This window comes from Psychrobacter okhotskensis (genome assembly GCF_965638355.1).
GTDB lineage: Bacteria > Pseudomonadota > Gammaproteobacteria > Pseudomonadales > Moraxellaceae > Psychrobacter > Psychrobacter okhotskensis.
Map to the genome: position 1 here is coordinate 200,885 of NZ_OZ281822.1, position 18,960 is coordinate 219,844.

An 18,960-nucleotide genomic window follows, 5' to 3' on the forward strand; every position below is an offset into this window, starting at 1 on the left:
ACGTAATACAGTTAAAAGGGTAACTCATGAGCGCTGATTCTATAAACGACAATACGGCTAAATATACGCATGCATTTACAGCACAACGTATGAGAAGCAAGCCAGTTTGTGTGCTTGTTGGCCATAGTATTGAAGCCATTACCAGTGCGGTAGTATTGGCAAGCCTAGGTCAGCGCGTGCATCTTTATGCAGATGTTGAGCTATTGACGCAGCAAATACAGCAGTATGGTTTTGAGCATCATTTGCAAGCGCTATGGCAGATGTATGAGCAGCAGCAGGTTATTAGCAGTCAAGCATTACCAGATAGCGCCGACACGTTGATTCATTACTATGAAACGACAAATTTTAGTGATAGTCGTCATGTCAATGAGAGCAATGAGAGCAATGAGGACAGTGAACGTGGCGAAGCAAGCAACGTTGCGCTTTATTGGTTGTTTTTAGACAGTATCAAGCCAGTATGGGCAGAAGACAATTGGATTACCGCATTCAATCACAGTCATCAGCAGTCGCTACCTGTGCTTATGAGCGGTATTGAAAAATTAGGCGTTGTCTCAGCACTGGCTCAGCGTTTGCAGCGTGCATGGGTCTACTATGTGCCGTTTGTATTTTTGCAGGACGGCGATGCTTATAGCTCGATGCTGAACCCTTCATTGTGGTTGCTTGGTGAAAAAACCGCCAACAGTAGCCACCATCTAAATATACTGCAGCCTTTAATGCAGCACGCACGCGCCGCCCATCACGCTGATGTCGCAACCATAGAGTTTGCCCGTAGCAGTATCATGGCGATGCTGGCGACGCGAGTGAGTTTTATGAATGAGATGTCACGCTTGGCGGACAGTCAACAGGTCGATATCAAACAAGTCAGTCGTATCATGGGGCTAGACGCGCGCGTTGGTAGCAGTTATCTGCAAGCGGGTTGGGGCTTTGGCGGTAACACCCTACCGACTGAGCTTGCTAAATTGCAGCAGTCTAGCCAAACGCACAGTTTAGATATGCCACTGTTGCAGTCAGTCATGCACATCAACGAAGACCAAAAAGAGCTGATATTCCGTAAATTTTGGCAATATTTTGATGGTTTTATCGATAATAAAACGGTGATGGTTTGGGGCGGTAGTTATAAATCAGGATCGGGACGTACCACAGGCTCAGCCATACATCCATTACTAGCATTGCTGTGGTCTTATAATATTCGTACTTTGGTCTATAGCGATAAAGCTCAAGATGAGCTTGCCGCGCTTTATCAGCAGCAACCATTACTTAAATTAATGGCTGATCCTTATGGTCAAATCGATGATGCTCAGGCTATCTTTATTGTTAGCTGGTCGCCACGAGATCAGTTAGATATGGCTAAAATTAATCAGCAAGCCATGCCAATATTTGATGCGCAAAATGCACTGACACGATTGCAGATCGATAGTCTGGTAGGCGACTATATGGGCATTGGTCGGTCTAAATAGCTTTATCCAAGTTTGTCAGTTGCTAAAAAAGCTCGTTGACAATTATCAGCGAGCTTTTTTAATTTTTAGCGCCTTAATTTTTAATCGAATTTGTACGTATTAAATCGTACTTATTTACGCTGGTACAGCACCTTGTGCCTCTAGCCACTGTTGAATCTCTCGAATTTTAATAGTTAACAATTCTTCATCGCCACGACTTTCAATGTTTAATCTGATCAGTGGCTCGGTGTTGGAGGCACGTAGATTAAAGCGCCACTCATCAAAGTTTAGGCTTAAGCCATCAAGGGTCGATTTGGTTGGATTTTCGTGGCTAAATTTTTCTTCAATAGCGTTAATAATCGTCGACGCATCATTTGTTGTGAGACGAAAATTAAGCTCGCCCGAGCTGGGATAAGCTGCAATATAGCCAGTGACCAACTCAGACAGCGTCTTACCCGTGATGGATAATAGCTCAATCGTTAGCAGCCACGGAATCATACCGCTATCGCAGTAGAAGAAGTCGCGGAAATAATGATGGGCGGACATCTCACCGCCATAGACCGCGCCAGAGTCACGCATCACTTGCTTAATAAATGAATGTCCAGACTTACTGATAACCGCCTTGCCGTTATGTTCTTTAATCACCGCTTCAGTGTTATATATCACGCGAGGATCATAGACGATTGATTCGTTTGGATATTTATTTAAAAAGGCTTGCGCGAGCATTCCAACGATGTAGCTACCATCGATAAATTCACCATGTTCATCGAATAAAAAGCAGCGGTCAAAATCGCCATCAAAGGCAATACCAAGATCGGCTTTGTTTTTCAAAACGGCTTGCTGAGTCGCCACTCTGTTGGCTTCAATCATAGGATTGGGGATGCCATTGGGGAAGCTGCCGTCTGGCGTATGATGCAGTTTAATCACTTCAATGGGTGCGCCTGCTTGTGCCAGCTTGTCAATTAATAAATCAACCACGGGGCCTGCACTACCATTGCCTGAGTTAATAACCAGTTTCAGCGGTTTTAATTTATCGGTATCTATAAAGCTGATGACGTGATTAACATAAGCACTTTTATCAGTCAATAATTGCAACGTTCCTGATTGGTTTTCAGTGGTAAATTGCCCAGATTCTGCCAATGCTTGAATCTCTGCTAAACCATCATCGGCGCTAATGGGTTTTGAATGTTCCTTAACCAGTTTTAAGCCATTATAATTGATAGGATTATGACTGGCAGTGACTTCGATGCCGCCTAACGCCTGATAGTGACTGGTAGCAAAATATACTTCTTCAGTACCACTCATACCCAAGTCAATCACATCAACGCCTGCATCAACGATGCCTTTGATAGCGGCTTGTTTTAATTGCTCACTAGAGTGGCGAATATCACTACCGATAACGATAGCAGGTTTTAGAGTTGCTACATCATTGGCTTGGGTTTGAGCTGCTGCCTGATAACGCTGATATAAAATCTGTGCAAAGGCGCGACCAATACGGTAAGCAATGACTTCATCGAGATTTACCCCAAGCTCACCGCGAATGTCATAGGCTTTAAATGAATCGATAATAATAGGATTGAATTCAGTCGCTGGCTGATAGTTAGTGGTCGCAGACGTAGACATAATGATAAAGTTCCTTGCACGTGAGAAATGATAAAATAAGAAGGTAGATAGCACAATTATAGGCTATTAAGCGTTCAATGCTACACTAATGACTAAATCGTTATTAAGTTAACGTGACTCTATTCAATAACAACGAAAAGTATAAGAGCACCTTTTATGAGTACTGTAGAAAACAAAATCGCAGCACCTGAACCTGTGCAAGGCACGCCAAAAGCAAGCGGGCAACTTGATGACCTGTTGACACTGATGGCAAGATTGCGCGCCGACTGTCCGTGGGATAAAAAACAAAGCAGTCATAGCCTCATTCCGTATGCCATCGAAGAAGCTTATGAGCTCGGCGAAGCGGTACAAAGCGATGATGATGAAGATATCAAAGGCGAGCTTGGTGATGTGCTGCTGCAAGTTGTTTTTCATTGCCAGATGTATGCGGAGCAAGGGCGTTTTGATATGAGCGATGTCATGACTACTTTACAAGAAAAGTTGATTCGGCGTCATCCGCATGTGTTTGAGGCTGAAAGTCTTGAAGATGACGTGGCGGTAAAAGCTCGTTGGGATGAGATTAAGGCAGAGGAGCAGCAAGCGCGCGAGGCACGTGGTAAACCCAAACGTCGTCTAGACAATACCAAATCTGGCAGTGCGCTCATGCAGGCGCAGGATGTACAAAAGCAGGCATCAAAACTTGGATTTGATTGGGAAGGCGTAGCAGGCGCATTTGATAAGTTGGATGAAGAGATTGCCGAGCTAAAGAGTGAGCTGACAAATACGTCTAAAACAGATATGTCTAAAGAAGCTGACAAATATGACGTAAACAAAGCCAATATCAGAGAGATTGAAAAAGAGCTGGGCGATTGCCTGTTTGCGCTGGTCAATGTTGCGCGTAAATTGAACCTTGATGCTGAGACAGCTGCCCTTACTTGTGTGCATAAATTCAAATCACGTTTTGGCTATATTGAGGAGCATTTGGCTGCGGCTGGCAAGCGTTTAGAAGACAGCGATATAACAGAAATGGATGCATTATGGGAAGCGGCGAAACGATATGAACGATCGTCATGAACGCTCATTATAACGCCCTGTTTGCTAGGTTTACCAGTTTGAACAGCTTAATATCTAGCGCGGCTTGTTGTCTAGCCTTGATTATCCTGACTTTTAGCAATGCACATGCCGCGCCCTGTTTTGATAATCCACAAAGTGCTTATGCGTACCTGTTGGCACAAGAGAGTGCTAAAACAGAGGCGCGCGATCAATCTACCGTCAATATCAATCGTGCTAGTGAAGGTGAGCTCGTTTCATTAAACGGTATCGGTAGTAGTAAAGCCCAAGCGATTATTTTATATCGCGACATGTTTGGCGATTTTAAGAGCGTTGATGGGTTAGCAAAGGTTAAAGGTATTGGCGTAAAAACGATTGAGAAAAATCGAGCCCGTTTACGCGTGCAAGATTAATAGCATTATTTTGCATTAATTAACCCCAATATTGACAAAATAGCACGTAACTAAATGTCATAACGCACCTACCACGCGCAAAATTTGTTAAACTAGCAGTTACATCCGCCTGATAAACGCTGTGTTGATCAGGGGTGGTTAAAGAATACCGGCGAGGAGTAGATGCATGGCCGAGCGTGCCGCCAAGCAGTTAGAACTGAATAAATCTGAATTACCCAATTCCATTACTGAAGTAATTGCCACCTTAACCCGAGCAGGGTTTGACGCCTATATCGTCGGCGGCGGTGTGCGTGACACTTTATTGGGTTTGCGCCCAAAAGACTTTGACGCTGTCACTGATGCCAAGCCGCATGAGATCAAAGACGTCTTTGGTAAGCGCTGCCGCATTATCGGTCGCCGCTTTCAGTTGGCGCATGTGTATTCAGGTCGTGAGCTGATCGAAGTCGCTACCTTTCGTGGTCCGCCCACCAGCAGTGGTACCACCAATCAAGACGGTATGATTCTGCGTGATAACGTTTGGGGCGATATCCAACAAGACTTCTCTCGTCGTGATTTTTCGATCAATGCGCTTTATTATCAGCCACTAAAAGGTGTGGTGCATGATTTTTGCGGTGCGCTTGAAGACATTGATAATAGAATCATTCGCCTATTAGGCCATGCACCCGTTCGTATCGAAGAAGATCCGGTAAGACTATTGCGGGCGTTACGTTTTAAAGCCAAGCTCGGTTTTGAGTTTGATGACGAGTTAGCCGATCAGTTTCATGATGGTAACTGGGCGCTGCTTGAGCAAATATCACCGCATCGCCTCTATGATGAAACGCAAAAGATGTTTACCGGTGGTTATTTGGTGCCATTATTACCGCTATTATTTGAGTCGGGCGCGATTGATAGTTTAATTATTTATCCGCCTTCTGAGCCTAGCGCTTTAGTGAAACAAGTGGCCATTAATACTGACAAACGCATTGCAGCGGGCAAAAGTATCAATCCAGCATTTTTCTATGCAGCCATATTATGGGAAAACTATCTGCATCAGTTAGAAAAAGCTAAAAAGCGCAATATGCCATTTGCTGAAGCGCAGATGCATGCGGCTGGCAAGGTCATTGACCGTCAACGTATTAAAACCGCTATTCCTAAATTTGCTGAGCAATTTATCCGTGATATTTGGATATTGCAGCCAAAACTTGCAGCCCCGCGTAGCAAGCAAATCGTCCAGCTCTCTGAGCATCCTCGCTTCCGTGCAGGCTTTGACTTTTTATTATTGCGTGAGCAGTGCGGTGATGCTGAGCATCCATTATCAGAATCGACCAACGACATGGGCGACTGGTGGCAAACTTATCAAACCTTGTCTGTATCAGAGCAGGAACAAGCGATTGATGAGTTTGATGAAAATATTCGTCGCGGCGCCTATAAAAAAGGGCAGCGTGGTGGACGCGGACGTAATCGTCAAAAGCCAGAATCAAATACAGCCGATGAGTCGGTATCTAATCAACAAAACACTAAGCGTAGCAAAGCCAATGGCAGCACTGAAAAGCATGGCCTTGAAAAGCATGGCCTTGAAAAAAATGGCAATGAGCAGAACATGGTGAACGATGCGTCAAATATCCCATCACGTCGTCGCCGGGCCGCCAGCCAGTCTACAGCTGCTAAGCAATCTGACAGCAGTAAAGACACAGGTTATAACGCGCAGCAGGTCAAACAAGACAGTAATGAGCTTGCTCAGCTACAGCAGTTGTCTCTTGCTAGTAGCGGTAACCGAGCGGCAAATAAGCGCCATCATTCCAAGCCTGCGCCATTGTTTGTGATCGAGCATGAAAAAGTCGTGCCGCCATTACAAAAGCAGCTAGCAAGTGCTGATAAGCCTAAGCCTCGTCAAGAGTCCGTGCAGAAAAAAGCAGTGATGTCGAGTCCAACAGCTGAGAAAGATCTACCTAGTCAGAATGCTAATTTTGATAGTAAAGCTGATGGTAAAGCTGATGGTAAAGCTGATGGTAAAGCTGATGGTAAAGCTGATCGCTCAAATAAGGCTCAGCAACCTAAGGATAAACAACCAGAGGTTACGTCACCTGCAGCCAATAGTTATCCGACCCGTTCGGTGGCAAGGTCACCGGCGCTAGTCAGTATGAATAACGAGCCGATACCGCATAAGCGTCGTCGCCGTGAGCCTACGGTAGACGTTGATAATAGTGCAAGCACGGCAGAAAAGTCGCCAACTAGCGATAACGGACAAACTGCTAAGAAATACGCGAAGAAAGCGCCTAAGCCAGCTGCTCAACCTGCTAGTAATGCTAATACTAAAGCTGAGAAAACGGTAGAGCATGTAGAAGCTTCGCCAGAAAACAAGACAGGAACTAATAAAGCGACTAATAAAGCGACTACGCCTGCGAAAGCTAAGAGATCAGCTAAAACGACAGGGTCAAAGTCTGTCAATAGCAAGACAGTTACTAGTAAAGCAAGTGACAAGGTTAATGGCAATAAGGCAACTGACACTAAAGTAACTGATAATAAAGTAACTGATAATAAAGGCCCTGTACCATCGAAACGCCGTCGTCGTCAGCCCAGTACCGATAATGTCTAGTATTGATAAACGACCTTAACCGATATTGATGATGGTGATGGACCGCAGGTTTTAGAGTAAAGTGCTCATGATAAAAAATCACTTTAATAAAAGTGCTAAGTGTCATAATAAAACACCTGACGAGACGGACAAGGCGACTTGGGTTAGCTGTTATGTGGGCTTAGGTAGCAATCTAACCAATGAGTTAGGCTCGCCGGTAGAGCACTTACAGCAGGCATTGCAAGGGTTGCGAGAGCATGAGCAAATACGTGAGGTTCGAGTATCCTCATTTTATGCCTCAGCGCCTATGGGGCCACAAGACCAGCCCGACTTTGTTAATGCTGTCGCTGGTTTTAAGACAATATTGCCGCCTTTTGAGTTGCTTGCATTTTGCCAGCAGCTAGAAGAGCACGCTAAGCGGGCACGCTTACGTCATTGGGGTGAGCGTAGTTTGGACGTTGATATCTTATTGTATGGCGACATACAACTTGCGGAGCCGCAGCTGACCATACCGCACGCTGGACTGCTTGAGCGTAATTTTGTCCTGATACCGCTGCGAGAGCTCGCGCCAAAGCTGACGATTGCGGGAAAACCGATAGACAGCTATCCGCAAAGTCATGATCGGACAGGCTTACAATTATTATCGAGCGACTGATAATGCTTCTAATCACAGGCACGATGATGATTAGAAGTGTTGATAATTAAAGATATTGATAATTAGAAACATTGATAATTAGAGACATTGATAATTAAAGATATTGATAATTAAAGATATTGATAATTAAAGATATTGATAATTAGAAACATTGATAATTAAAGATATTGATAATTAGAAATATTGATAATTAGAAACATTGATAAATAAAGGCATTGCAGATTAATTGAGAATCATATGACGACGTTATCTACTTTAAAAAAATTCAAAAGAGAAGGCACCAAGTTTACTTGCTTAACGTGCTATGACTCGATGTTTGCACGCATGATGGACAAGGCACAGATCGATACTATTTTGATTGGTGATAGCTTGGGTATGGTCGTACAAGGCCACGACTCAACGTTGCCCGTGACCGTTGATGATATGGCTTATCATACAGCCAATATTGCCCGTAGTAATCAGCATGCTCTGATTTTAGCTGACCTACCATTTATGAGTTATGTGACGTTGCCAGAAGCGATCGCTAATAGTCGCAAGTTGATGCAAGCAGGCGCGCATGTCATAAAGATTGAAGGTGGTAGTGAGCTTTGTGATTTGGTCACGACCTTAGCGCAAGCAGGCACGCCTACTTGTGTCCATCTTGGCTTGACTCCGCAATCGGTCAACGTTTTTGGCGGCTATAAAATCCAAGGTCGCGGTGATGAAGCGGCTGATAAGTTGCTGGCGGACGCCAAAGCGGTCGTTGCTGCAGGCGCTGCCTTGCTCGTATTAGAATGTGTGCCTGCTGAGCTCGCCAAAGCCGTAACAGAAGCGGTTACAGCACCGGTGATTGGCATTGGCGCTGGTGCAGATACGGATGGTCAAGTGTTGGTCATGCATGACATGCTGGGTATGGTGCATGGACGCGTGCCGCGCTTTGTCCATGACTTTTTAACTGATGAGCGTAACAGTGCGCGCAGTATTGAAGGCGCCTTTGCCCTTTATCAGCAGTCGGTACGCGAAGGCAGTTTCCCAACAGAGCAGCACCAATTTAGCTAGTCTGTAGCGCTAGTATTAATAAGTCTTTTGGTTTTTACGATTATCAGTAGAAGAATATTTAACGATGCCAATCATTTATCAGCAGATTTCAGAGTTGCGCGCCGCGCTACAGCCTTATCGTGGTCAAAGAAATGATAAGCCAGATAGCGCTCAGCGTATTGCCTTAGTACCAACGATGGGCAACCTGCATGAAGGTCATCTTGAGCTGGTCAGCATTGCTAAACAGCATGCCGATATCGTGGTGGTAAGTATTTTTGTCAATCCTACCCAGTTTGGGGAAGGAGAGGACTTTGAGAGTTATCCACGCACATTAGATGAAGATGTCGCCAAGCTAGCAACAGTTGGTACGGACTATGTCTTTGCCCCAAGTATCGCTGAGATGTACCCAGTAATGCCGCCACCGACCTCTGTTCTTGCTGGCGGCATTACCACGCAATTATGTGGTCAATCGCGCCCTGGGCACTTTGATGGTGTGGGCATTGTTGTCTCCAAGTTATTTAATATCGTGCAACCTGGTGTGACAGTATTTGGACAAAAAGATTACCAGCAATTAGCCATCATTAAGCAACTGGTGCGTGATTTAAGCTATCCCATTGAGATTGTTGGTGCGCCTATTGTGCGTGCTGCTGACGGCTTGGCGCTATCTTCGCGCAATCAATACTTGAGCGCAGCTGAGCGAGAAACAGCCCCCGTGCTTCATGCAGAGCTGCAACGTCTAGCACAGCAGTTAATGAGTAATAAACTGAGTATGCCAGAATTTGAAGCGTTACTTGCAGAGACGTCTCAGCGTATTAGTAACGCTGGCTTCAACATTGACTATCTAGAAGTAAAAACAGATGCGCTGAAATCGGTCATTAATGATGCCGAAGTTTTTAATGTGGAAAACGAGAATTTGATTATCCTCGTCGCGGCTTGGCTAGGGCGGGCACGCTTGTTGGACAACCAAGTAGTAACGGTACATTAACCGTTATGACACAGTAATTTGACGGATGCAATGGACAGGGTAACGGATCATGGATGCCAGTAACGATAAAAGCGACAGTAAAAAAAACAGTAAAAGCAACGAGAAAGCAGAGCAGAAAATGCTTGCTGCCCCGAACGATGAGCGGCTAAGTATTTTAGTCGTATCGGGTCGTTCCGGCTCGGGTAAAACGTCTGTATTAAATATCTTAGAAGATTTGGGTTATTATTCTATTGATAATCTACCCTTGTCGTTAGTGCCTGATGCTGCTAAGAAACTGGTCAGCGATAGTGGTATTAAGCGTATCGCCCTTGGTGTGGATATTCGGACGCCGCGCGCTGATTTGTCTAACTTTGCAGCGACCCATGCTATCCTAAAACAGACTTATGGTAAGCAAGCTGTTGAAGTGCTATATGTGACCGCGCAAGAGAGCACTTTGGTCGCACGCTTTAATGCGACGCGCCGTGTCCATCCGTTAATGTCACAAGATATTGACAGTGATAATGCTCGGCATATTGCTTTTAATCTACCGGCCGCGATCAAAAAAGAGGTCGAGCTGTTAGAACCTATTGCCAGCCATGCCGATATCAAAATTGATACTAGTATGCTGAATATCCATCAGCTCAAAGACACACTGCGTGCTTATGTCGGTATGGACAATCAAATTGTCATTAATTTGCTGTCTTTTGGCTTTAAGTACGGTAACCCAGTGGATGCTGACTTTATATTTGATGTTAGGATTTTGCCAAATCCACACTGGAATCCTGAGCTACGCGCCTTGACTGGTCTTGACTCTGAAGTCGACGCATTCTTTGCAGATTATCCAGAAGTGGCTGAGATGACCGATGATCTCGATAAATTTTTAAGTCGTTGGCTGCCCGACTTTTTACACAATAACCGCCATACGGTGACAGTAGCGATTGGCTGCACGGGCGGTAAGCACCGCTCCGTATTTATTACCGATATCTTACAGCGACGTCTGGCTGCTGCAATGCCGCAAGGCGTGAAAGTTGTAGCGAAACATCGCGAAAAAAGTCGTTGGTAGTGATTATCAATGGCTAAAGAATCTATTCATTTTATTATTTTGGAACGCTTTTATGATTGACTGGTCAGAACATGATATGCGCGTCTCGCGCACAGAACTCAAAAAATCCCATGAGCGCTTGCAACAATTATCGATACCCCTCGCCAGCTTATCGAAAAAACAGCTCAAAAACTTGCCAGCCAGTGATTATTTTATGGCGGAGTTGATGGCATTAGCAGACATTACCAGTGCCAATGCGCGTATTAGACAGACCAAGCGCGTCGGTAAATTGATCAGCGAAGAAAACCGCCATGAATTGGTAAAAGCCTTATTCGATGCTTACTTTCCAAAAGAACAAGTCTCTAAAATAGAAAGCTGGTCTGAACGTCTAAATATCAATGACGAAGGCACGCTAAAGCAGTTTGTCAAACAATATAAAGTCTCTGAGCGTAATAGCCTGTATCAATTATTGCTTTGGATTGAATACGCCAAGCACACGCAGGATGATGAGCTGATGCTGGAGTCTAAAGCAGATTTGGCCAGCTATATCCGCGAAGTGACCATCTTATCGGATTTAAAAGGCTAGTTATTCTATAGTTGATTCAATTTAAAAGTAGTACAAGACAACCGAGTGTAGATGTTTCTATATTACTTTTCACTCACTATACCAATAACAGCATAGCGATTATCTGCACAACTACTAATAACTGTACTGAAAAATAAGCTTATCAAAATGCAAATACAAAAAAGCCAATCGTTAATGATTGGCTTTTTTAGTGCAGCGTTAATACGGTTTAATTAAATATAATTAACGCTTATTTTTTCTCGGCACGTGCTTTATCAACTAAGTAATCAACCACTTTAGGTACTTTGGCATCTTCACCAGTGACGACATATTTGCCTTGTACCACAACGGCTGGTACACCAGACAGCTGATAGCGCTTAGCGCCTGCTTGTGAGCGACCGATTTTGGTACCTACAGCAAATGAGTTATAAAGGCTGTTGAATTTCTTTTGGTCAACGCCTTGGGCTGCGTACCATTTGCTTAATGAGGCTTGATCAAACAGCTTTTTGCCATCTTTATGAATCGCATCAAAGAGCGCATCATGGGTTTTGTTTTCATAGCCTAACAGCTGAGCGGCATAAAAACCACGGGCACTGGCTTCCCAAACAGGGTTGAGCGCTGCTGGAGTTTTGAAGAAAGCCACATCTTTGTCTTTATTTTTTGCCCATTTTTCCATATGAGGATTAAGCGCGTTACAGTGCGGGCAACCATACCAAAAAAACTCACGGACAATAATAGCATCACCAGTGATTTTTTCTGGATTGTCTAGCACGCGATAGTCTTTTCCGGCGACATAATCGGCTGCTTGGGCGCCCATGCTGGCTATTCCAATAGCAAAAGTCAGACCAGTCAATGCAATGACACGTTTCATACTTTTTCCTTGAGGGGTAGAGGCTGAGAGTTTTTAGGAGTTTCTATAGGTTTGATAATATAAATGACAAAGCGTCTAGTATAATCAACTTATATCAGAGTACCGACTATAATAACGTAAAACAGGTATGGTTGTGAACCCGATTCTTAACTAACGGTTGTAAAGCTGTGAGCTATTATTTAAGGTATCTTACTTAACAGTACCTATGACTCTTATGACTAAAAATTTTATCATATAACGTTTGCAAAGAGGCTTTTTAGATATCGGTTACCATCAAGTTAGCACTGCGCTATAGACATGATATGTAAGTATTTTCTGCTTTTACTCACAATCGGTGACGATGTACTCACGACAAAATTGGCGCTCGCATGCTAATATTAAGGGTATAATTCTGTACTGTATCCGATAATAACTCTAAAGGAAAACGCTATGAGCTCAGCTTTATCTTCTTCGCCTGCTTTGAATGATCAAGCGAACAGCCGTTTCGATACTGCTAATATTGTTGCTAATGATACTATTTCTAATGATACTATTTCTAACGATACGGCTGCCACGATAAATGTAGATCCTAGCGAAGTCGACAAGTTCAATAAACTGGCGAGCGAATGGTGGAGTAATACGGGCGCGTTTGCGACCTTGCATGAAATCAACCCACTGCGCCTGAACTGGATAGAAGAAAATGTTAAGCGCGGCTATCAAAATAGCGATGATAGTACAAACGCTAATAAGACTGCAGAGATGGGATTGACGGGCAAAAAAGTGCTCGATGTCGGTTGCGGCGGTGGCATATTATCTGAATCGATGGCACGTCGCGGTGCTGATGTGACCGGTATCGACCTAGGGACTGAAAACCTAAAGGCGGCGACGATTCATGCAGAGCAAAGTGGTTTAGACAAGACGCTTCGCTATCAGCATATCCCAGTAGAAGATTTGGCCAAAACCCATGCGGGTCAATTTGATGTGGTGACCTGTATGGAAATGCTTGAGCATGTGCCTGATCCAAGCTCGATTGTGCAAGCTTGTTTTGCCCTATTAGCGCCTGGTGGTGTTTGTGTGCTATCGACGATTAACCGCAATCCTAAGTCATATCTGTTTGCTATCGTGGGCGCCGAATACGTATTGCGTTTACTGGATCGTGGCACCCATGACTATGCCAAATTTATCACGCCTGCTGAGCTTGATAAGATGGCGGTTACTGCTGGATTTACGCGCCAAGATATTACCGGACTACATTATAATCCACTGACTAAGCGCTATTGGCTGGCACAAAATGTCGATGTCAACTATATGATAGCGGTACAAAAACCAATGGCTTAATAGCTTAACTAATTGCCTACTGTCCCATCATTAATGCGCCAAACACCTCACCAATTAAAAGAGTATGCCTTATGAGCCAATTCGTCAAAGCCGTTTTATTTGACCTTGATGGGACGCTAATCGATACCGCTGCCGACTTCGTACGGATTATTGTTAAAATGAGCCGCGAAAATGATTGGCAAGCCCCACCTGAAGCACTTATTCGAGAGCAAGTCTCTGCTGGTGCGTCAGCCATGGTCAAGCTTATGCTGCATCAAAACGGTCAAGACAGTGTCAGCGAAGAAGCTTTACTTGGCTTTCGCCAGCAGTTTTTAGATGATTATGAAGCAGAGATTTGTGTAGACAGCTGTGTGTTTAGCGAGCTAGAAGAGGTCCTGACCATGCTTGAGCAAAAAGGTGTGCCTTGGGGTATTGTTACTAATAAGCCACGTTATCTAGCAGAGCGGCTGTTACAGAAAATGCAGTTGGATGAGCGCTGTGCTGCCTTGGTCTGTCCTGAAGATGTATCGCGCCCTAAGCCTGATCCAGAGCCGATGTATATGGCATTAGAAAAACTTGGTATCCCACGCGGCGCTGCTGGTTGCGTGCTCTATGTAGGCGATCATATACGCGATATCGATGCTGGCAATGCCGCTGGTATGTCAACGATTTTGGCCGCTTATGGCTATATTCCGCCAGAAGATAAAAAAAACCTTAAGAAGTGGGGCGCTGATTATATTACGGATACCCCTGAGCAGTTGAATAAGCTATTACTGTCTTCTGGTAAGTTTGAGTATTTATAACTAAAACACTTATCAATAAATCAGTCATAAAAAAGCATTTACAAGCAAATATCTTATAAATATGTAATCTTAAATATTTGCTCGTAAACGCGCATCTCTGAAAATAAACGCTTTTGAACGCAAATACCTCTAATAATAAATAATACGCAGTGAGTCATACTATGAGTGACAATGTTAAACAGTCAGCGACCGAGCAGAATCATCAAGCAGCCGCGCAAAATCCTAGACAGCCTTTAACGCACGACGATATTCGTCAGTTTGTGCCACCTGTTGACTGTTTAGACGGCAAGACTATCTTGGTCACAGGGGCAGGTGATGGTATTGGGCGCGTCGCCGCTTTAACCTACGCCCGTTATGGTGCTACGGTACTATTATTGGGTCGCACAAGTAGCAAACTTGAATACGTCTATGATGAGATTGAGAGCTTGGGTGGCAAGCAGCCAGCCATGCTACCGATGAATTTAGAAGGCGCAACTTACGCAGATATGCAGCAGTTAGAAGGCCTGATTAATAAAGAAGTGGGTCAGCTCGATGGTATCTTACATAATGCTGGCATGCTTGGGCAATTGACGCCGCTTGAGATGTATGACGTCGATATCTTTGCCCAAGTGATGAAGGTCAATTTTACGGCGACTTTTATGCTCACGCAAGCGTTGTTACCGCTATTAAAAGATGCTGATCATGGCTCTATTGTCTTTACGTCTAGCACGGTTGGTACCCATCCTCGTGCATTTTGGGGCGCTTATGCACTCTCCAAGCAAGCCGTCGAAGGGATGAGTGATATCTTTACTCAAGAGACGCAAAATACCACGAATTTGCGGTTTAACTGTATCAATCCTGGTGGAACGCGTACCAATATGCGCGCTCATGCTTATCCAGGAGAAAATCCCATGAGTTTAAAAACGCCGGAAGACATCATGTCAGCCTACGTCTGCTTGATGAGTAACGAAAGTATTGGTGTACGCGGGCAAGTGGTTGAGCTACAGCCAAAAGATTAAGAGGTGTTACTTAAACTTGCATGAATACAAAGCGTAAAAGTAATTTGGGTAGCTATAGTTGATACTAAATGAAATAGATGCGTCGTACTAGGATGCGAAACTGGTATAAATTTTCTTTAGTTGCTTGATGTGCTAATAGAAGCTACAAAAAATATATACCAACAGCAAGATATCTGTTTTATAGTAAATACGACTCTGTTTTTTGTCAAAACTACCAATGATTTTTACTTAGGATAATACTTATGAATAAGTCCATTGCTGCTGCATGTGTGCTGCTAAGTTGTACTTCAGCTTTTGCGCAAACCACGCTTTTTGATCCTTCCATCGAGCACAATCCTCAGGATGGTGTCATAAAGCTGTATGGAGCAGGTGGCCCACATACCGCTTTAAGAAAAGTGGCAGATGTCTGGGAAAAGCAAGGTGGTACCAAGGTAGAATTAATAGCAGGACCTGAAGACAAATGGTCGGCTGACGCTCAAGCTGATGCCGATGCTCTGTGGGGAACTTCTGAGCAATCAATGACTGCATTTCTTGAGACATACGAAACTTTTGATCATGAAAAAGTTGAACCCATTTATATCCGACCAGCAATCATAGCTGTACAAAAAGGAAATCCTAAAAATATACGTAGCTTTGATGATTTATTAGCTAAGGGGATTAAAATAGTTGTGACCGAAGGTAAAGGAACATATAACACTTCGGGTACTGGAGTTTGGGAGGATCTCGCAGGACGCAAAGGAAGCTTAAACGATATTGCTCGTTTTCGAGATAATATAGTAGCGTATTCTTTAGGATCTGGAGCCAGTTTTAAAGCATTTAAAGATGAAAAAGCAGATGCTTGGATAACTTGGCCGAATTGGCCGCTTAATAATTCCAAAGATATGGACATGGTTAGTATAGATAAGGATCGAGCTATCTGGCGTGATTTAAACATCGTTGTATCACCAAAAGCTGATCCTCAAACAAAAGATTTTCTTAACTTTTTAATCACTAAAAAAGGACAAAAAATCATGAAAACAGAAGGGTGGCAACGCTGAGTAGAAGGTTTTAGGCATACACTCTTAAAAAGTAAATACCCTAAATATAATTCTCACTAATCGTTCAAACACATTTGTTATTTGCATATTGTAATTAGCAATAACCACCCCATCTATTTGTTATTAAAGAATTTATCTATAAAGCAATGATCATTAAAAAATAAATAGGATGGGATTATGGCAGGTGGCTGGTCAAGAGATGGTGCTGAGCACGAACAGATGGATGCAACGGTCAATGATGCTCTAGACAGAGTACGCAGTGCGCTACCGAAAGGGGAGAGTGCAGAGTTCTGTGATGAATGTGGCAATCCTATTCCAGAAGCGCGGCGCCTAGCTTTACCGGGTGTACAGCATTGTGTCAGTTGCCAAAGCGAGCTTGAACAAGAGGCGAGAGCAGCTGAGCTGTTTAATCGTCGCGGCAGTAAAGACAGCCAATTGCGCTAATTTGTAAAAGCGAATCAATAAAAAAAGACCACCGTTGCTATTTTACTTAGCAACGGTGGTCTTTTTTGTGAGTGTGGCATTTTTTGAAAGGTAGTCTTTTTATAGGTAACTAGAGTCTGTCTTCAAGCACCAGCGCCATCAGCTGCTGGTCATAAGCCTGCCAATCATCTTTACTAAGACTGATGGTTGACCTAACGTTGTCTATCGGCAAATCATTATCGGTCTGCAAAATGACTTCTAATCGGCTATCGATGTGGGCGCTCGTCGTGGTGATAGTCAAGCTGTCAGGTGTAAAGTTAATCTTTAACCAGCCGTCAGAGGTATGAACCATGCCTTTAATACGTTGCCAGTTGGGCAATTTTAACAACCATTCTTGTAAACCATCAGCGTTAAATACGTAATGTGCAGGCAAGCGCCAGCCCCCTAACAGCATGTCTTGTTGTTGTTCGTGATAGCGGTAGGGGAGCTCAGTATCTGCCGCTATGCCGTCATGACTTTCATTGTTTTGTATAGCTTGATTAGACATCAAGCCAGTAAGTGGCTGTCTAGTAAGTGGCTGTAAGGAAATGCGAATCTGATTAGGCTGGCTTTTATTGGTAGCGCGTTGCCGAGAGATGGTATGGCTTGGTTTGGTCAGCTGTGCTATCAGCATTGATAAGGCGGTATTCAAAGCAGTTATCTTATTTGAGCGATCATCCACGGTGTGAGGCTCAGATTCTGTCCAGATAGTGGTCACGTCAGGATTGAGCCGTGTTATCCATTCTTGTAACGCTTGCCTCTCATTTTCACTCAGCTGCATATAGCGATTGATCACCAAGACATCAGCGTCACGGACATGCGCTTGAAAACCATCGTGCGAGCGATACTTTTGTTGTTGCCATTGCCCGCCACTTAGCACCGTTATTACAGCCTGCATATTGAGTGCTGTTTGCCAATGTGGCGCGCTCAGTTGTTGTATCAACTCGCGTGGGTGTGCCAATCCGGTGGGTTCTATAATAAGGCGCTGCGGACGATGATCGCTAAGCAGGCGGGTAATCGCAATCTGTAGGGGCAGCTGACTGGTGCAACAAATACAGCCACCACTGACCTCGCGAATGGCAATGCTGCCTGTATCAACGTTGTTCTCTTGTGCGCTTGCTAGCAGCGCGCCATCAATGCCAATACGTCCAAACTCGTTAATCAATAGAGCCCAGCGCTCATCGGCGGGCTTGCTAGAGAGTAGCTGGTTGATGACGGTAGTTTTACCCGCACCCAAAAACCCTGTCACCAAGGTGCAGGGTATGTTTTGAATCATGGTAGATGTGGTCAAAGCCATTGTCGTCTAAACTATCGTCATAAGTGGGTGTAAAGCAGCAACTATAAAGTAAATACTATTCACTTTTTGCTGTTTCAACTTCAGCTTCGTCAGGAACGAACACATAGCCTACACCCCAAACGGTTTGGATGTAACGCGCTTGTGACGGGTTGTCTTCAATGAGGCGGCGTAGGCGTGAGACTTGTACATCGATAGAACGCTCCATCGCACCCCATTCACGACCACGGGCAAGATTCATCAATTTATCGCGAGTTAATGGCTCACGTGGATGCTGAACCAATGCTTTTAATACTGAAAATTCACCGGTCGTTAAGGTAACTACATTGCCATCACGTTTAAGCGTACGAGTCGATAAATCAAGCGTCCATGGACCAAATTCAACCACTTCTAGCTGATGACTTGGTGCACCCGGTAGCTCGCGATTTTGACGACGTAATACGGCTTTGATACGAGCAAGCAGCTCTTTTGGATTAAAGGGTTTAGGCAGATAATCATCCGCACCCGCTTCAAGACCAGCGATACGATCGGCGTCGCCACCTTTGGCCGTCAGCATGATGATTGGAATATCGCCATTGTCTTCACGCAGCCGCTTACAGATACTAATGCCATCTTCGCCCGGTAGCATCAAATCCAGTACGACTAAAGAGAAAAGCTCGCGTTGCATCAACTTATCCATCTGACTGCCATCATGGGCAGTACGAACGACGAAGCCATCATCTTCTAGAAAGCGTTGTAATAAAGAACGCAGACGAGCATCATCATCGACCACTAAGATACGCTGAGTTAAAGTATCGGGGCTGTTATTATCAGGCATACAGGCATCCTCTTATAAAAATTATTATTAGTAGAAAGTTTCAGCAAAAACGTTGTCGTTATTTAATCATTAATCTATTAGGTA

At 44.2% G+C, this 18,960-nt stretch carries 18 protein-coding genes; 14 read left to right on the plus strand and 4 right to left on the minus strand.

Annotated features, from left to right (window positions below; genetic code table 11):
- The first annotated feature begins 89 nt into the window (after positions 1–89).
- Positions 90–1,457: a UDP-glucose/GDP-mannose dehydrogenase family protein gene (locus ACSUPM_RS00825; RefSeq protein WP_436880305.1), complete on the plus strand. Its 1,368-nt coding sequence runs from the start codon at positions 90–92 to the stop codon at positions 1,455–1,457.
- 114 nt (positions 1,458–1,571) lie between these two features.
- Here the strand turns inward: ACSUPM_RS00825 and ACSUPM_RS00830 are convergent, their stop codons facing one another.
- Positions 1,572–3,059: a phosphomannomutase CpsG gene (locus ACSUPM_RS00830; RefSeq protein WP_436880089.1), complete on the minus strand. Its 1,488-nt coding sequence runs from the start codon at positions 3,057–3,059 to the stop codon at positions 1,572–1,574.
- 156 nt (positions 3,060–3,215) lie between these two features.
- Between ACSUPM_RS00830 and mazG the strand changes: the two genes are divergently transcribed.
- From mazG to yjgA, 8 genes are all read left to right on the plus strand, one after another.
- Positions 3,216–4,112, plus strand: a complete 897-nt coding sequence (mazG, locus tag ACSUPM_RS00835) for a nucleoside triphosphate pyrophosphohydrolase (protein WP_436880090.1) — start codon at positions 3,216–3,218, stop codon at positions 4,110–4,112.
- Complete coding sequence (locus ACSUPM_RS00840; protein ID WP_436880091.1) at positions 4,109–4,501, plus strand: ComEA family DNA-binding protein; 393 nt, start codon at positions 4,109–4,111, stop codon at positions 4,499–4,501. The genes mazG and ACSUPM_RS00840 overlap by 4 nt, the downstream gene beginning before the upstream one ends.
- 166 nt (positions 4,502–4,667) lie before the next feature.
- Positions 4,668–7,076 carry a polynucleotide adenylyltransferase PcnB gene (pcnB, locus tag ACSUPM_RS00845; protein ID WP_436880092.1) on the plus strand — a complete coding sequence of 803 codons (2,409 nt, stop codon included), beginning with the start codon at positions 4,668–4,670 and terminating at the stop codon, positions 7,074–7,076.
- 67 nt (positions 7,077–7,143) lie between these two features.
- Entirely contained in the window at positions 7,144–7,710 is a 567-nt protein-coding gene (gene folK / locus ACSUPM_RS00850) for a 2-amino-4-hydroxy-6-hydroxymethyldihydropteridine diphosphokinase (RefSeq protein ID WP_173239584.1), read from the plus strand.
- Positions 7,711–7,947: 237 nt separating this feature from the next.
- The gene (panB, locus tag ACSUPM_RS00855) at positions 7,948–8,748 is read left to right on the plus strand and encodes a 3-methyl-2-oxobutanoate hydroxymethyltransferase (RefSeq protein ID WP_173239583.1); all 801 of its coding nucleotides are present in this window, start codon (positions 7,948–7,950) and stop codon (positions 8,746–8,748) included.
- A 64-nt stretch (positions 8,749–8,812) separates the two neighbouring features.
- Positions 8,813–9,712: a pantoate--beta-alanine ligase gene (panC, locus tag ACSUPM_RS00860; RefSeq protein WP_436880093.1), complete on the plus strand. Its 900-nt coding sequence runs from the start codon at positions 8,813–8,815 to the stop codon at positions 9,710–9,712.
- A gap of 118 nt (positions 9,713–9,830) precedes the next feature.
- Positions 9,831–10,754: an RNase adapter RapZ gene (gene rapZ, locus ACSUPM_RS00865; protein WP_037024744.1), complete on the plus strand. Its 924-nt coding sequence runs from the start codon at positions 9,831–9,833 to the stop codon at positions 10,752–10,754.
- A gap of 52 nt (positions 10,755–10,806) precedes the next feature.
- Positions 10,807–11,319 (plus strand): ribosome biogenesis factor YjgA, encoded by a 513-nt coding sequence (yjgA, locus tag ACSUPM_RS00870; protein ID WP_101212158.1) that lies wholly within the window; start codon positions 10,807–10,809, stop codon positions 11,317–11,319.
- 229 nt (positions 11,320–11,548) lie between these two features.
- Here yjgA and ACSUPM_RS00875 read toward each other — a convergent pair whose 3' ends face one another.
- Positions 11,549–12,169, minus strand: a complete 621-nt coding sequence (locus ACSUPM_RS00875) for a thiol:disulfide interchange protein DsbA/DsbL (RefSeq protein WP_101212159.1) — start codon at positions 12,167–12,169, stop codon at positions 11,549–11,551.
- Positions 12,170–12,667: 498 nt separating this feature from the next.
- On the opposite strand from ACSUPM_RS00875, the gene ubiG reads away from it, so the two are divergent.
- The 5 genes from ubiG to ACSUPM_RS00900 all read left to right on the plus strand — a co-directional run bounded on the left by ubiG (position 12,668) and on the right by ACSUPM_RS00900 (position 16,747).
- The gene (ubiG, locus tag ACSUPM_RS00880) at positions 12,668–13,486 is read left to right on the plus strand and encodes a bifunctional 2-polyprenyl-6-hydroxyphenol methylase/3-demethylubiquinol 3-O-methyltransferase UbiG (protein ID WP_436880306.1); all 819 of its coding nucleotides are present in this window, start codon (positions 12,668–12,670) and stop codon (positions 13,484–13,486) included.
- Positions 13,487–13,557: 71 nt separating this feature from the next.
- Positions 13,558–14,268, plus strand: coding sequence for an HAD family hydrolase (locus tag ACSUPM_RS00885; RefSeq protein ID WP_436880094.1), 711 nt, complete (start codon positions 13,558–13,560; stop codon positions 14,266–14,268).
- Positions 14,269–14,429: 161 nt separating this feature from the next.
- Positions 14,430–15,266 (plus strand): YciK family oxidoreductase, encoded by an 837-nt coding sequence (locus ACSUPM_RS00890; protein WP_025651118.1) that lies wholly within the window; start codon positions 14,430–14,432, stop codon positions 15,264–15,266.
- Positions 15,267–15,508: 242 nt separating this feature from the next.
- Positions 15,509–16,303, plus strand: coding sequence for a substrate-binding domain-containing protein (locus ACSUPM_RS00895; protein ID WP_025651116.1), 795 nt, complete (start codon positions 15,509–15,511; stop codon positions 16,301–16,303).
- 177 nt (positions 16,304–16,480) lie between these two features.
- On the plus strand, positions 16,481–16,747 hold the full coding sequence (locus tag ACSUPM_RS00900; RefSeq protein WP_025651115.1) for a DksA/TraR family C4-type zinc finger protein: 267 nt from the start codon (positions 16,481–16,483) through the stop codon (positions 16,745–16,747).
- Positions 16,748–16,856: 109 nt separating this feature from the next.
- Here the strand turns inward: ACSUPM_RS00900 and ACSUPM_RS00905 are convergent, their stop codons facing one another.
- Both ACSUPM_RS00905 and ompR read right to left on the minus strand, forming a co-directional pair.
- The gene (locus ACSUPM_RS00905) at positions 16,857–18,062 is read right to left on the minus strand and encodes a CobW family GTP-binding protein (protein ID WP_051395056.1); all 1,206 of its coding nucleotides are present in this window, start codon (positions 18,060–18,062) and stop codon (positions 16,857–16,859) included.
- 55 nt (positions 18,063–18,117) lie between these two features.
- Complete coding sequence (gene ompR / locus ACSUPM_RS00910; protein ID WP_025651114.1) at positions 18,118–18,876, minus strand: osmolarity response regulator transcription factor OmpR; 759 nt, start codon at positions 18,874–18,876, stop codon at positions 18,118–18,120.
- Positions 18,877–18,960 lie beyond the last annotated feature (84 nt).

Bases quoted from the DNA above. Each gene is read 5' to 3' on its own strand.
- ACSUPM_RS00885 (WP_436880094.1), top strand. From the start codon at position 13,558: ATGAGCCAATTCGTCAAAGCCGTTTTATTTGACCTTGATGGGACGCTA.
- ACSUPM_RS00830 (WP_436880089.1), bottom strand. From the start codon at position 3,059: ATGTCTACGTCTGCGACCACTAACTATCAGCCAGCGACTGAATTCAAT.
- mazG (WP_436880090.1), top strand. From the start codon at position 3,216: ATGAGTACTGTAGAAAACAAAATCGCAGCACCTGAACCTGTGCAAGGC.
- rapZ (WP_037024744.1), top strand. From the start codon at position 9,831: ATGCTTGCTGCCCCGAACGATGAGCGGCTAAGTATTTTAGTCGTATCG.
- ACSUPM_RS00825 (WP_436880305.1), top strand. From the start codon at position 90: ATGAGAAGCAAGCCAGTTTGTGTGCTTGTTGGCCATAGTATTGAAGCC.
- ACSUPM_RS00900 (WP_025651115.1), top strand. From the start codon at position 16,481: ATGGCAGGTGGCTGGTCAAGAGATGGTGCTGAGCACGAACAGATGGAT.
- panB (WP_173239583.1), top strand. From the start codon at position 7,948: ATGACGACGTTATCTACTTTAAAAAAATTCAAAAGAGAAGGCACCAAG.
- folK (WP_173239584.1), top strand. From the start codon at position 7,144: ATGATAAAAAATCACTTTAATAAAAGTGCTAAGTGTCATAATAAAACA.
- ACSUPM_RS00890 (WP_025651118.1), top strand. From the start codon at position 14,430: ATGAGTGACAATGTTAAACAGTCAGCGACCGAGCAGAATCATCAAGCA.
- ompR (WP_025651114.1), bottom strand. From the start codon at position 18,876: ATGCCTGATAATAACAGCCCCGATACTTTAACTCAGCGTATCTTAGTG.
- yjgA (WP_101212158.1), top strand. From the start codon at position 10,807: ATGATTGACTGGTCAGAACATGATATGCGCGTCTCGCGCACAGAACTC.
- ACSUPM_RS00895 (WP_025651116.1), top strand. From the start codon at position 15,509: ATGAATAAGTCCATTGCTGCTGCATGTGTGCTGCTAAGTTGTACTTCA.
- ACSUPM_RS00905 (WP_051395056.1), bottom strand. From the start codon at position 18,062: ATGGCTTTGACCACATCTACCATGATTCAAAACATACCCTGCACCTTG.
- panC (WP_436880093.1), top strand. From the start codon at position 8,813: ATGCCAATCATTTATCAGCAGATTTCAGAGTTGCGCGCCGCGCTACAG.
- ACSUPM_RS00840 (WP_436880091.1), top strand. From the start codon at position 4,109: ATGAACGCTCATTATAACGCCCTGTTTGCTAGGTTTACCAGTTTGAAC.
- ACSUPM_RS00875 (WP_101212159.1), bottom strand. From the start codon at position 12,169: ATGAAACGTGTCATTGCATTGACTGGTCTGACTTTTGCTATTGGAATA.
- pcnB (WP_436880092.1), top strand. From the start codon at position 4,668: ATGGCCGAGCGTGCCGCCAAGCAGTTAGAACTGAATAAATCTGAATTA.